The 12,158-nt window shown below is 72.4% G+C and carries 10 protein-coding genes; 8 read left to right on the top strand and 2 right to left on the bottom strand.

The features are described 5' to 3' along the window. Nucleotides 1–19: 19 nt before the first annotated feature. The 4 genes from AC5L35_RS19275 to AC5L35_RS19260 all read left to right on the top strand — a co-directional run bounded on the left by AC5L35_RS19275 (nucleotide 20) and on the right by AC5L35_RS19260 (nucleotide 5,795). Complete coding sequence (locus AC5L35_RS19275; protein WP_495061048.1) at nucleotides 20–1,429, top strand: FAD-binding oxidoreductase; 1,410 nt, start codon at nucleotides 20–22, stop codon at nucleotides 1,427–1,429. Beyond that, on the top strand, nucleotides 1,426–2,850 hold the full coding sequence (locus AC5L35_RS19270; RefSeq protein WP_495061047.1) for an AMP-binding protein: 1,425 nt from the start codon (nucleotides 1,426–1,428) through the stop codon (nucleotides 2,848–2,850). Before AC5L35_RS19275 ends, AC5L35_RS19270 begins: the two co-directional genes overlap by 4 nt. Before the next feature lie 86 nt (nucleotides 2,851–2,936). Then, on the top strand, nucleotides 2,937–4,472 hold the full coding sequence (locus AC5L35_RS19265; RefSeq protein WP_495061046.1) for a CYTH and CHAD domain-containing protein: 1,536 nt from the start codon (nucleotides 2,937–2,939) through the stop codon (nucleotides 4,470–4,472). Nucleotides 4,473–4,772: 300 nt separating this feature from the next. Beyond that, nucleotides 4,773–5,795: a PHP domain-containing protein gene (locus tag AC5L35_RS19260; protein WP_495061045.1), complete on the top strand. Its 1,023-nt coding sequence runs from the start codon at nucleotides 4,773–4,775 to the stop codon at nucleotides 5,793–5,795. A gap of 353 nt (nucleotides 5,796–6,148) precedes the next feature. Here AC5L35_RS19260 and AC5L35_RS19255 read toward each other — a convergent pair whose 3' ends face one another. Then, complete coding sequence (locus tag AC5L35_RS19255; RefSeq protein ID WP_495061044.1) at nucleotides 6,149–7,129, bottom strand: carbohydrate kinase family protein; 981 nt, start codon at nucleotides 7,127–7,129, stop codon at nucleotides 6,149–6,151. A gap of 83 nt (nucleotides 7,130–7,212) precedes the next feature. After that, nucleotides 7,213–8,208 (bottom strand): LacI family DNA-binding transcriptional regulator, encoded by a 996-nt coding sequence (locus AC5L35_RS19250; RefSeq protein WP_495061288.1) that lies wholly within the window; start codon nucleotides 8,206–8,208, stop codon nucleotides 7,213–7,215. Between the two features lie 172 nt (nucleotides 8,209–8,380). On the opposite strand from AC5L35_RS19250, the gene AC5L35_RS19245 reads away from it, so the two are divergent. From AC5L35_RS19245 to AC5L35_RS19230, 4 genes are read left to right on the top strand one after another with little or no spacing between them, the layout of a single operon-like run. After that, the gene (locus tag AC5L35_RS19245) at nucleotides 8,381–9,259 is read left to right on the top strand and encodes a polysaccharide deacetylase family protein (RefSeq protein WP_495061043.1); all 879 of its coding nucleotides are present in this window, start codon (nucleotides 8,381–8,383) and stop codon (nucleotides 9,257–9,259) included. 46 nt (nucleotides 9,260–9,305) lie between these two features. Further along, complete coding sequence (locus tag AC5L35_RS19240; protein ID WP_495061042.1) at nucleotides 9,306–10,637, top strand: MFS transporter; 1,332 nt, start codon at nucleotides 9,306–9,308, stop codon at nucleotides 10,635–10,637. Between the two features lie 17 nt (nucleotides 10,638–10,654). Beyond that, entirely contained in the window at nucleotides 10,655–11,410 is a 756-nt protein-coding gene (locus AC5L35_RS19235) for an SDR family NAD(P)-dependent oxidoreductase (protein ID WP_495061041.1), read from the top strand. Between the two features lie 12 nt (nucleotides 11,411–11,422). Beyond that, nucleotides 11,423–12,148, top strand: a complete 726-nt coding sequence (locus tag AC5L35_RS19230; protein WP_495061040.1) for an SDR family NAD(P)-dependent oxidoreductase — start codon at nucleotides 11,423–11,425, stop codon at nucleotides 12,146–12,148. Nucleotides 12,149–12,158: the final 10 nt, after the last annotated feature.

Genomic DNA, 12,158 nt, shown 5'->3' with positions numbered 1-12,158 from the left:
ACTGACTAGCGTCACCCTCATGGCCGTTACCTCCGACGCGTCCGCCCCGACCGATCCCGTCGTCGCCGACCTGCTCGCGGCGCTTCCCGCCGACCGCGTGCTCCTGGATCCCGACGTCCTGGCCACCTACGAGCACGACGAGGCGGAGTGGGCGGAGTTCGGGCGGGCCGCCGCGGTGGTCCGGCCGCGCACCACGGCGGAGGTCGCCGCGGTGGTGGCCGCGTGCGCCCGGCACGCTCGCCCGCTCGTGCCGCGCGGTGCTGGCACGGGCCTGTCCGGCGGCGCCAACGCGGTGGACGGATGCGTGGTGCTGTCCACGGAGCGGATGCGCGAGATCGTCGAGATCAACGCGGCGGAGCGGCTCGCCGTGGTGCAGCCGGGGGTCGTGAACGACGACCTGCGCGCGGCCGTCGCCGAACACGGTCTGTGGTACCCGCCCGACCCGGCGAGCTCCCCGTGGTCGACGGTCGGCGGCAACGTCGCCACCAACGCGGGCGGCCTGTGCTGCGTGAAGTACGGGGTGACGCGCGACTACGTGCTCGCGCTGGAGCTCGTCACGGCGGCGGGCGAGGTGGTGCGCGTCGGCCGCCGCACCGCGAAGGGCGTGGCCGGGTACGACCTGGCCGGGCTGATGGTCGGATCAGAGGGCACACTCGGCGTGATCACCGAGGTCACCGTGAAGCTGCGGCCGTTGCGCACGAGCCCGCGGCGCACGGTCGTCGGGTTCTTCGACACTCTCGCCGCGGCGGGCGACGCCGTCTCCCGGGTCACCGCGCGCGGCGTGCAGCCCGCGGCGTTCGAGCTGATCGACCGGGTCTGCCTGCACGCGGTCAACTCGTGGAAGCACGCCGGGCTCCCGGAGGACGCCGCGGCGCTGCTGCTCGCCCAGACCGACCTCCCCGATCCGGCGGGCCAGCAGGAGGCCGAGGCCATCCACGCGGAGTTCGTGGCGGCAGGGGCGAGCGACGCGATGCTGTCCACCGACGAGGTGGAGGCCGACGCGCTGTTCGAGGCCCGCAGGCTCGCCTACCCCGCGATGGAGCAGCTCGGTGGGGCCGTCCTCACCGAGGACGTCTGCCTGCCGCGTGGCGAGCTCGCGGAGATGCTCACCCGCATCGAGCAGATCGCGGCCCGGCACGACACGCCGATCGCCACCGTGGCGCACGCGGGCGACGGCAACCTGCACCCGATGCTGCTCACCAGGCACGGTGACGAGGCCGCGAAGGTGCGGGCGCAGGCGGCGTTCGAGGACATCGTGGACGCCGCGCTGGACCTCGGTGGCACCGTCACCGGGGAGCACGGCGTCGGGCTGCTGAAGCTGTCCGGCATGCGCCGTGAGCTCGGCCCCGAGGTCGTCGCGATGCAGCGGGCGATCAAGGCGGCCCTCGACCCGCAGGGAATTCTCAATCCGGGCAAGGTGGTCGGGTGACCCGTCTCCTTCCCCACCTTCACGACCCGCAGGACCGTCCCGCGTTGCGCTTCGGCGTCGGTGACTCGAGCCTCGCCCTGAGCTACCCGGAGCTGGCTGCTGCCGCCGGTTGCCTCGCCGGTTCCCTGGTCGGGCGCAGCCGGGTGGCAGTGCACGCCACGCCGACCCTCCACACCGCGGTCGGGGTGACCGCGGCCCTGCTGGCAGGCGTCACCGCCGTGCCGCTGAACCCGAAGCTGGGGGAGCGGGAGCTCGGGCACGTCCTCACCGACTCCGCGCCCGAACTCGTGCTGACCGCTCCCGACGCCCAGCTCCCCGGGCCCCTCGCGGCACTTCCCCGGCTCGACGTCGACCTGGCCGGCTCCGGCGCGGTGCCTGCCGAGGAGCCGCCGGCGGGTGCGCCCGCGCTCGTGATCTACACCTCGGGCACGACCGGTCCGCCGAAGGGAGCCGTGCTCTCCCGCGGCGCCGTCGCGTACAACCTCGACGCGCTGGCCGACGCCTGGGCCTGGACGACCGAGGACCGGCTGGTGCACGCGCTGCCCCTGTTCCACGTGCACGGCCTGGTGCTCGGGGTGCTCGGGCCGCTGCGCCGGGGCGGGAGCGTGCACCACATCGGCACGCTGGACGCGCCCACCCTGGCCGGGGCAGGCGCCACGATGGTCTTCGGGGTGCCGACGCAGTACCACCGGCTGGCCGACCAGCTCGAGGCGGACCCGGATGCCGGTGCCGCGATCGGCCGGGCGCGGCTGCTGGTGTCCGGCTCCGCGGCGCTCACCGCCGTCGACCACGCCCGGCTGCGACGCACCACCGGGCTCGCGGTCCGCGAACGCTACGGGCTCACCGAGACCCTGATCCTCACCGCCGCCCGCGCGGAGGACGAGCCGGAGCCCGCCACGGTCGGGCGGCCGCTGCGGGGCACCGAGGTGCGCTTGACGCCGCTGGCCGGCGAGCAGGGTGACGGTCTGGGCTCCGTCGAGGTGCGCGGGCCGGGGCTGTTCGACGGCTACCTCAACCGGCCCGACGCCACGGCCGCCGCGCACACCGCGGACGGCTGGTTCGTCACCGGTGACATCGGGCGCTGGACGGCGAGCGGCACCCTGGCTCTCGTGGGACGCAGCGCCACCGACCTGATCAAGTCGGGCGGCTACAAGATCGGCGCGGGGGAGATCGAGAACGCGCTGCTCGAGCACGCGGGCGTCGCCGAGGCGGCGGTCGTCGGAATGCCCGATGACGACCTGGGAGAGCGGATCGTGGCGTTCGTCGTGCCGGCCGGCGTCGCGCCTGCCGAGCGGGAACTCGTCGACCACGTCGCCGCTCTGCTCGCTCCCCACAAAAGGCCTCGCGAGGTACGGTTCTGCGAGGCGCTGCCCCGCAATGACATGGGCAAGGTGATGAAGGCCCGGCTCCCGCGGGACTGAGGCGCCGCTTGGTGCGGCCGAGTGATCCTGGCCGCAGACGGCACCACGGACCGATTGACGAAACGTCACTGGGGGCACCCGATCGAATGACGGACACGACGACGCGCACCTGGAACCGCACCTACCGCGGACCCGCAGGCACGGGAGCCCCTCGCCTGGCAGCACTTCTCGGCGTCCATCGAGACGATGCCGCGCCTGCGCTGGTGCTCGAGACGGAGCGGTTCGACACCGACGACCATCGACTGAGCGCGGCCGGCATCAAACTCACCCTGCACCGCGGCGGGGAGGGCCAGGACCAGTGGCACCTCGACCTGCCGGACGGTGACGAGGCCGAGCAACTGCGTGTCCCGCTGGCCTCCGACGCCGGGGCCGCCCCCGAGGTGCCGGGTGAGCTGCAGGAACTGATCCGCGGGGTCGTGCGTGACCGCGCGGTCCGGCCGGCCGGCCGGATCCGTCGCGTCCGCGCGGAGACCCGTCTGCACGGCGACGCCGACCGGCTGCTCGCCGTGGTCGTCCACGACGACGTCACGCTCGCCACCCTTGGCCGTGCCACGGAGGTCGAGGCCTGGACCGAGGTGGAGCTGCATCGCGCGGAGGCCGACAACGCGCTCGTGACCGAGCTCGAGAAACGCTTCGCCGAGAGCGGGCTGCGGCCCGCCGCGCCCGCTGCCGAGGACGAGCTCGAACGCCTGCTCCGTCCGGCGCCGAAGGTCCGCAAGCGGCGCAGCGGTCCGCGCGGCTCGGCGGGAGCGGTGTTGCTGGAGTACCTCGCCGCCCAGGCCGACCGCCTGGCCGCCGAGGAGCTCCGGGTGCGCCGCGGCGGACCCGACTCCGTGCACCAGTTGCGCGTCGCGTCCCGTCGGATGCGCAGTGCGCTGCAGGCCTACCGCCCGCTGCTCGACCGCAAGCGCACCGACCCGATCGTCGACGGACTCCGGGAGCTGGGCCAGGAGCTCGCCCCGGCCCGGGACGCCGAGGTACTGCACGAGCGGATCTCCGACGGGCTCGCCGGGCTTCCGCCCGAGCTGCTGCTCGGACCGGCGCAGGCGCAGATGACGCGCCACTTCGCCCGCGTCGAGGCCGAGGCCACGGCCGCCGTTCTCACCGCGTTGGACGGTGAGCGCTACGCCACGCTGCGCATGGCCATCGACGCGCTGCTGGAGCGGCCCCCGCTCACGAAGCGCGCCGCCCGGCCCGCCCGCAAGGAGCTGCCCGCGCTGGTGGCGCGCACCGCCCAACGGCTGGAGGAAGCGGTCGGCATCGCCACCGACCCCACGGCGCCTGCCGACCACCGCGACGCCGCGGTGCACACCGCCCGAAAGGCGGGCAAGCGCCTCCGGTACGCCACGGAGGTGGCCGAGCCGGTAGCGGGGAAGGACGCCCAGCGGTTCGCGAAGTCGCTCAAGGGCTTCCAGGCGGCACTCGGTGAGCACCAGGACACCGTGGTCGCCCGCGAGGCGCTGCGTGAGCTGGGCTCCGTGGCCCACCCGGCCGGGGAGAACGGCTTCAGCTTCGGACTGCTCTACGGGCGCGACGCCGCCCGCGCCGAGCAGATCGAGCGCGAGCTCCCGGAGCTGTGGGCGACCGCCTGGTCGCGCCGCAACCGCCGCTGGCTCCGCTGACGTCCCCACCCGCCCCTCACAGGGAGGGTGACTCGCGCGCCCCAGACCGGGCGACTCGCGCGCCCAGATCGGGCGACTCGCGCGCCCAGATCGGGCGACTCGCGGGCCCGGGACGGGCGACTCGCGCACGCGGAACGGGCGACTCGCGGGGTGGCCGGTTCGGGTGCTCCGCGAGTCGCCCGTTTCCATCCCGCGAGTCGCCTCTTTGCGTTCCGCGAGTCGCCCGGGATCCGGGCACGAGTCGCCCGGGTCCGCGAGTGACGGGGGACGGGGGTTCCGCCTCGTGCGACGATCGCCGCTGTGAGCGAACCCCGGGACGCCGTGGCCGACCTGCGACGGATCGCCTTCCTGCTCGAGCGCGCACACGAGTCCACCTACCGCGTGCGGGCGTTCCGTACCGCGGCCGCGGTGCTGGGCGGACGGGACGCCGACGAGGTCGCCGGCCTCGTCCGGTCCGGTGAGCTGGTTCGGCTCAAGGGCGTGGGTGAGGTGACCGCGCGCTGCGTCACGGAGTCGGTGGCGGGGGAGGAGCCGGTGTACCTGCGCAGGCTGGAGGCCACGGAGGGCACGCCGCTCGACGAGGCCGCCACGGCGCTGCGGTCGGCCATCCGCGGGGACTGCCACAGCCACACCGATGCCTCCGACGGCGGCTCCCCGCTGCGGGAGATGGTGCAGACGGCGCGGGAGCTGGGCCACGACTACCTGGTGATCACCGATCACTCGCCCCGGCTCACGGTCGCCAACGGGTTGTCGGCCGACCGCCTGCGTGCCCAGCTCGCCCAGGTCGCGGAGCTCAACGTCGAGCTCGGCGACGGCTTCCGCGTGCTCACGGGGATCGAGGTCGACATCAATGAGGACGGCTCACTCGACCAGGACGAGGACCTGCTCGCCGAGCTGGATGTCGTCGTCGCGTCGGTGCACTCGAAGCTGCGGATGCCCCGGATCGAGATGACCGAGCGGATGCTCACGGCGGTCGCGAACCCGCTCGTCGACGTGCTCGGGCACTGCACGGGCCGGATGGTCACGGGCACCCGCAAGCGGCCGGAGTCGGAGTTCGACGCGGGCGAGGTGTTCGCCGCCTGCGCGGAGTACGGCGTTGCGGTGGAGGTGAACTCGCGACCCGAACGGCTCGACCCCCCGAAGCGGCTGCTGCGGCTGGCCGTCGAGGCGGGCTGCTCGTTCACCATCGACACCGACGCCCACGCGCCGGGGCAGCTCGACTGGCTGGGCAACGGGTGCGAGCGCGCGGCCGCCTGCGGGGTGCCGTCGGACCGGGTGCTGAACACCTGGCCCGCCGAGCGGTTGCTGGCGCGCACCCGCTGATCGGGGCCGTGCGCCGGCGGATGCTGCTCTCCGGTGTGACGCAAATCGACCCGACCGAGTGGTCGCCCTGTGCACCGGCGCGACTACCGGGGAGGATGATCGTCTACATCATCAGGGGAGGGGTGGCAGGCCGCCACGGCCGACCGATAGGTTTTCCGCCCCGGTCCGGTGACCCTGATGGCGAATGTGGACGACGTCGGAGAGGCTGGCACGGGACAGCACGACCACCCACCGGAGTGCGCGCTCGCCGCGCGCTCCAGGTCGGACCCTCGGGTAGAGCCGGGGACCACGAGCCGTGGGCGGCGGGGGGCGAAAGGATCTGGGGCCGTCACCCGCCGCCCACGTACCACGAGTCATACCTGCCGGGCGAGCAGATCGTCGGCGGAGGGCGGGTCGGCGCCGCGGCGGGAGCAGGTGATCGCCGCGGCGGTGACGGCCTCGTCGAGCAGTGTGTCGAGCGTGTCGGCGCTTATCGCCCGGAGCTCGGCCCGAGCGGGCGCGCCGAGCAGCCCCCGCCGGTGAAGCCCCGCGAGCAGGGTGGCGGAGAACGTGTCGCCCGCCCCCACCGTGTCGATGACGTCGACCGTGACGCCCGGGCGTCGTGACCGCACGCCGGCCGCGGTGCCGGCGAGCGCGCCCCCGGCGCCGAGGGTGACGGTGACGAGGGCGGGTCCGCGGCCGAGCCAGTCCTCCAGCACGGCCTCCGGCGTGGAGCCGGGGACGAGCCACTCGAGATCCTCGGAGCTCACCTTGACCACGTCGGCCACGGCGAGCAGGTCGTGGGCGCCGGCGAGCACGTCGCGCGGGTCGCCCATGAGCAGCGGACGGCAGTTGGGGTCGTAGCTGATCGTGGCGGTGGCCGCGGAGCGGGTGAGCAGCTCGCGCAGGACGCGCGCGCCGGGCGGCGTGGTCAGGGCGAGCGACCCGGAGTGCAGCGCGACGACGGGCCCGTCGAGTGCGCCGGCGAGCTCGTCGGGTGTCCACTGCCAGTCGGCCGTGCCCGCGATGCGGAAGTCATAGCTCGGCACGCCGTGGGCGTCGACGGCGACCATCGCGAGCGACGTCTGCTCCTGCGCGCGCACCGCGTGGTCGAGCTCCACCCCGTTGCCGGTGAGGTGCTCGCGGACGCGGCGGCCGAGCATGTCGTCGGCGATGCGGGCCAGCAGCCGGGACGGCACGCCCAGCCGGGACAGGGCCACGGCGACGTTGGCGGGGCTCCCGCCCGGCGCAGGCTCGAGGTAGTCACCGACGGGTGCCGGGACGAGGTCGACGAGCGCCTCACCCGCCACGGCGACGATGCCGGTCTCGCTGGGTGGACTGATGACGGCTCCCATCGTCGGGGCGGATCCGCGCCCGCCGCCGATCATGCTGACGGGTGAACGACGATCTGCGCCACTGCGCGCTGTCGATCCGGTGATCAGCCCGGCGGTCTCGCGGCGGTGGAGGCGCGCACCACGAGCTGGGGGCGCAGCCGCTCGGACTCCACCTGCTCACCCCGCAGCAGCCGGGTCAGCAGCTCGACCCCGCGCCGGCCCACCTCCCGCATGGGGGAACGCACGGTGGTCAACGGCACCGGCAGCTCGGCCGCCAGCGGGGTGTCGTTGAAGCCGGCCACGGAGATGTCCGTCCCCGCCGGCAGGCCGCGGTCCCGCAGTGCGCCGAGTACGCCGATCGCGGCGAAGTCGTTCACCGCGAAGATCGCGCTCGGCGGCGGCCCGCAGGCCAGCAGCTGTTCCGCCGCCGCGCGGCCGCCCGGCGCGTCGAACCCGGACGGGACGATCCGCCGGGCAGGGATCTCGATGCCGGCGTCGGCGTAGGCGGCGACGAAACCTGCGGTGCGGTCGATCCCGGTACTCGCGTAGGGCTCGCCGGCGACGACAGCGACGTCCCGGTGCCCGAGCGCGAGCAGGTGCTCGCCGACCATCCGGCCGCCGAGATGGTCGTCGCAGGTCACCGACGGCAGGTCGCCGGCGCGTCGGCTCACGAGGACGAAGGGCACGCCCCGCGCGGTGACCTCGGCCAGGAACCGCGCGTCGGCGTAGGCGTCGCCGAAGATCATCCCGTCCACCCGGCGGGAGAGCACCATCTCGGTGCGGCTGCGCTGGGTCGCCGGATCGTCGCGCGTGTTCGTGACGAAGGTGGACAGCCCGTGGTCGGCCGCGGCCTCCTCGATGCCCTCGTAGATCAGCGCGAGAACGATGTCGCTCAGCCGTGGGACGAGTACGCCGATCAGGTTGCTGCGCCTGGTCCGCAGGCCCGTGGCGTGCGGGTTGGGCCGGTAGCCGAGCTCGTCGGCCAGCCGGCGAATCCGTTCGACCGTGGCCGGGGAAGCCGCCCGCCCGCTTTCGCCGGACGTTCCGTGCAGAGCCCGCGAAACGGTCGACACATGCAGTCCGAGTTGATCAGCGATCATCCGCAGCGTGACCGGAGATGATCTGTTCGCGCTCATCGACCGCCGTCCCCCGATTTTTTGCGACCGAAACGACAGACCATTGACATCCTCCGTCGCGGGTTGGAACGTTACCCGAACGTTTGGGTCGCGAACGTCCCTCGTCGCCGCCCATGAGAACCGGAAGGACCGATTTATGCCCAAGGAAATATTCGTCGCTTTCGGTGTGGATGTGGACGCTGTGGCCGGGTGGCTCGGCTCCTACGGCGGGGAGGACTCACCGTGCGACATTTCGCGCGGCATGTTCGCCGGAGAGGTGGGGGTGCCACGGCTGCTGCGAATGTTCGAGCGCAGGAACCTGCGCACCACGTTCTTCGTCCCCGGGCACTCGCTCGAGACCTTCCCCGACCAGACCAGGATGATCGTGGACGCCGGGCACGAGGTGGGGGCGCACGGCTACTCGCACGAGAACCCGATCGCCATGACGCGCGACCAGGAGAGCGCGATCCTGGACCGCAGCATCGAGCTCATCGAGAAGCTCGCCGGCAACCGCCCGACCGGCTACGTGGCGCCGTGGTGGGAGTTCTCCCCGGTCACCAACGAGCTGCTGCTCGAGCGGGGCGTCAAGTACGACCACTCGCTGATGCACAACGACTTCTCCCCGTACTACGTGCGGGTCGGCGACAGCTGGACGAAGATCGACTACTCGAAGCCGGCCGAGGAGTGGATGAAGCCACTGGTGCGCGGCGAGGAGACCGGCCTCGTCGAGATCCCCGCGAACTGGTACCTCGACGACCTGCCTCCGATGATGTTCGTCAAGGCGAGCGCCAACAGCCACGGATTCGTCAACCCGAGGCAGCTCGAGGAGATGTGGCGCGACCAGTTCGACTGGGTGTACCGGGAGATGGACTACGCGACGTTCACGATCACGATCCACCCCGACGTCTCCGGGCGACCGCAGACGCTGCTGATGCTGGAACGGTTGATCGAGCACATCAACGGGCACGACGGGGTGCGCTGGGCCACGTTCAACGAGATTGCCGATGACTTTCTGAATCGTTTCCCACGGTCCTGAAAGTCCGTTCTCCCCGGTTCCGACAAATTCTGAAGAGGGCACCGCCATGTCCGCTGTACCCGAGACGGGCACCACACGCGCGACCAATACGTTTCGGCGGGTAGGGGTTCGAGCCACCCGTAAGGCGACGATCATCGCCTTCTTCGCCTGGCTGTTCGCCGTCTTCGACTACATCATGTTCGGCACCTTGCTGCCGCAGATCGCCAGCAGTTTCGGGTGGTCCGACGCCACGGCATCGCTGGTCTCCACCCTCGTGACCGTGACCACCGCGGTCGTCGCACTGGCCGTCGGCCCCATCGTCGACCGCATCGGGCGTCGCAAGGGGATGATCCTCACCGTGTCGGGCACGGCGGTCGCGTCGGCCCTCTCGGCGGTGACGCCGGGCGCGGGCTATCTCATCGGGGTGCGGTCGCTCGGGGGCCTCGGGTTGTCCGAGCAGGCCGTCAACGCCACCTACCTCAACGAGATCTACGCGGTCACCGACGACGAGGTGATCAAGAGGCGGCGCGGGCTGGTGTACAGCCTGGTGCAGGGTGGCTGGCCGCTCGGCGTGCTCCTGGCCTCGGCGTGGGTCGCCATCTTCCTGCCGTTGATCGGCTGGCGGGGCTGCTTCCTGCTCGCGGTGTTCCCCGCGCTTCTGATCGCCCTGATGCGCCGAGGGCTGCGCGAGAGCCCGCAGTTCGAGCTGGAGATGGAGCTGCGCACACTGCGCAAGAAGGGCAGGGCCGCCGAGGCCACCGCGCTCGCCCGCTCCTACGGCGTCGCCGAGGAGGACTCCGCCCCGATGACGGCGATCTTCCGCGGTCAGGCCCTGCGCAACACACTGGTCCTGGGCCTTGCGATCTTCATCAACTGGTTCGGGATCCAGGTGTTCAGTGTCCTGGGTACCACCGTGCTCACGCACGGCAAGCACGTCAGCTTCACCAACTCGCTGCTGCTCCTCATCGTCATCAACGCTGTGGGCTATGTGGGCTACGTCGCGCACGGCTGGATCGGCGACAAGCTGGGCCGCCGCAACGTGATCGCATTCGGCTGGCTCCTCTCCGGGGTGCTGTTCGCGCTGATGCTGACGGTCGCAACCAGCACGCTCAGCGTCGTGATGCTCTACTCGCTCGGCATGTTCTTCCTGGTCGGCCCGTACTCGGCGCTGCTGTTCTACATGGGCGAGTGCTACGACACCCGCTGCCGGGCCTCGGGCATCGGTTTCCTCAATGCGCTGTCCCAGCCGGGCGCGATCCTGGCCGGCGTGCTCGTCACCTCGATGCTCGCGACCGGCGCCGACTGGGGCCACGCCGCGCTCGTCGTCGGTGCCGTGGGCACGTTCGTCTCGGGGTTCGTCATGTTCGGCGCCCGCAAGGTGTCGGTACTGCAGGGCTGATCGGAGAGAGGAGCACGATGTCCGAGGTTGCGATCATCACGGGTGCAGCGAGCGGGATCGGTCGCGCGCTGGCCGTGTCCTACGCGGAGGCGGGGGTGCGCACGGTGGTCGGCACCTTCCCCGGCGACCCGCACGACCCGCACGAGACCGCGAGGGCGGTGGCCGAGGCGGGCGGCGAGTGCGTCGTCCACGAGGTGGACGTGCGCGATCCGCAGCAGGTCGACGCGTTCGCCCAGCGTGCCGTCGACGAGTGGGGACGGCTCGACATCGCGGTGGCGGCCGCAGGCGTGCTGCGCCGCGCGGCGCTGGCGGACCTGACCGACGACGCGTGGGACGACATGCTGTCGGTCGACCTCACCGGGGTGCTGCGCACGTTCCGGTCGGCCGCGGCGCGCATGGACGGTGGAGCGATGGTCGCCGTGTCGTCCATCGCCGGCGGCGTCTACGGCTGGGGCGACCACGCGCACTACGGCGCGGCCAAGGCCGGGGTGCTCGGGCTGTGCCGGAGCCTCGCGGTGGAGCTCGCACCGCGCGGGATCCGGGTCAACACGGTGATCCCCGGCTACGTGGTCACACCGCAGTCCCTGGACCCGGTGAACTCACTGGGACCGGAGGGCCTGGACCGCGCCGGGCGGGACATCCCGCTGGGGCGGGTGGGCCGTCCCGACGAGGTGGCGTCGGTGATCCGGTTCCTCACCTCGGAGCAGGCGTCGTACGTGACCGGCCAGACCATGGTCGTCGACGGCGGGCTCACCGTCCGCATGCCCGCATGACGACGGCGTCCGATGACTGAGACCCGTCAGCCGCACGAGCACGGCGTCCTGTCCGGCCGGACGGCGCTGGTTGTCGGCGGCGGCAGCGGGATCGGCCGGGCCATCGCCGAGGCGTTCACCGCGGCCGGTGCGGACGTGGTGACCGCCGACCGGAAGAACGCGCAGGTGGTCATCGACGTCACCGACGAGGAGTCGGTGCGCACCGCGGTCGCCGAGGCGTCGGCCCGGCTGGGCCGGATCGACGTCCTGGTCAACTCCGCGGGCATCCTGACCGAGTCGCCCCTCGTCGAGATGGATCTGGCCACCTGGTCCGAGACGCTCGCGGTCGACCTGACCGGGGTCTTCCTCTGCTGCCGGCACGTGGTGCCCGGCATGGTGGAGCGCGGCTTCGGCCGGGTCATCAACATCGCGTCCCAGCTCGGCATCAAGGGTGGCCACGGCCTCACCCACTACTCCGCGGCCAAGGCGGGCGTCATCGGCCTGACGAAGTCACTCGCCCTCGAGGTCGCCGAGCACGGGGTGCTCGTCAACGCCATCGCGCCGGGACCCATCGAGACGCCGCTGGTGGAGGGCATCACCGCGGAGTGGAAGGCGGCGAAACGGAAGGAGCTTCCGCTCGGCCGGTTCGGGCTGCCCGAGGAGGTCGCGCCCACCGCGGTGCTGCTCGCGAGCGATCCCGGTGGCAACCTGTTCGTCGGCCAGACGCTCGGACCCAACTCCGGGGACGTGATGCCGTAGTGAGGCGCCA

It is taken from the genome of Pseudonocardia sp. OZ21 (assembly GCF_059359135.1).
Note: the sequence above shows the minus strand (reverse complement) of the source record. Positions and strands in the feature narration are given on the sequence as shown.

What these genes read in the sequence shown, in the direction of transcription:
- AC5L35_RS19230 (WP_495061040.1), top strand. Translation starts at nt 11,423, where the DNA reads ATGACTGAGACCCGTCAGCCGCACGAGCACGGCGTCCTGTCCGGCCGG.
- AC5L35_RS19250 (WP_495061288.1), bottom strand. Translation starts at nt 8,208, where the DNA reads ATGATCGCTGATCAACTCGGACTGCATGTGTCGACCGTTTCGCGGGCT.
- AC5L35_RS19265 (WP_495061046.1), top strand. Translation starts at nt 2,937, where the DNA reads ATGACGGACACGACGACGCGCACCTGGAACCGCACCTACCGCGGACCC.
- AC5L35_RS19240 (WP_495061042.1), top strand. Translation starts at nt 9,306, where the DNA reads ATGTCCGCTGTACCCGAGACGGGCACCACACGCGCGACCAATACGTTT.
- AC5L35_RS19245 (WP_495061043.1), top strand. Translation starts at nt 8,381, where the DNA reads ATGCCCAAGGAAATATTCGTCGCTTTCGGTGTGGATGTGGACGCTGTG.
- AC5L35_RS19235 (WP_495061041.1), top strand. Translation starts at nt 10,655, where the DNA reads ATGTCCGAGGTTGCGATCATCACGGGTGCAGCGAGCGGGATCGGTCGC.
- AC5L35_RS19255 (WP_495061044.1), bottom strand. Translation starts at nt 7,129, where the DNA reads ATGGGAGCCGTCATCAGTCCACCCAGCGAGACCGGCATCGTCGCCGTG.
- AC5L35_RS19275 (WP_495061048.1), top strand. Translation starts at nt 20, where the DNA reads ATGGCCGTTACCTCCGACGCGTCCGCCCCGACCGATCCCGTCGTCGCC.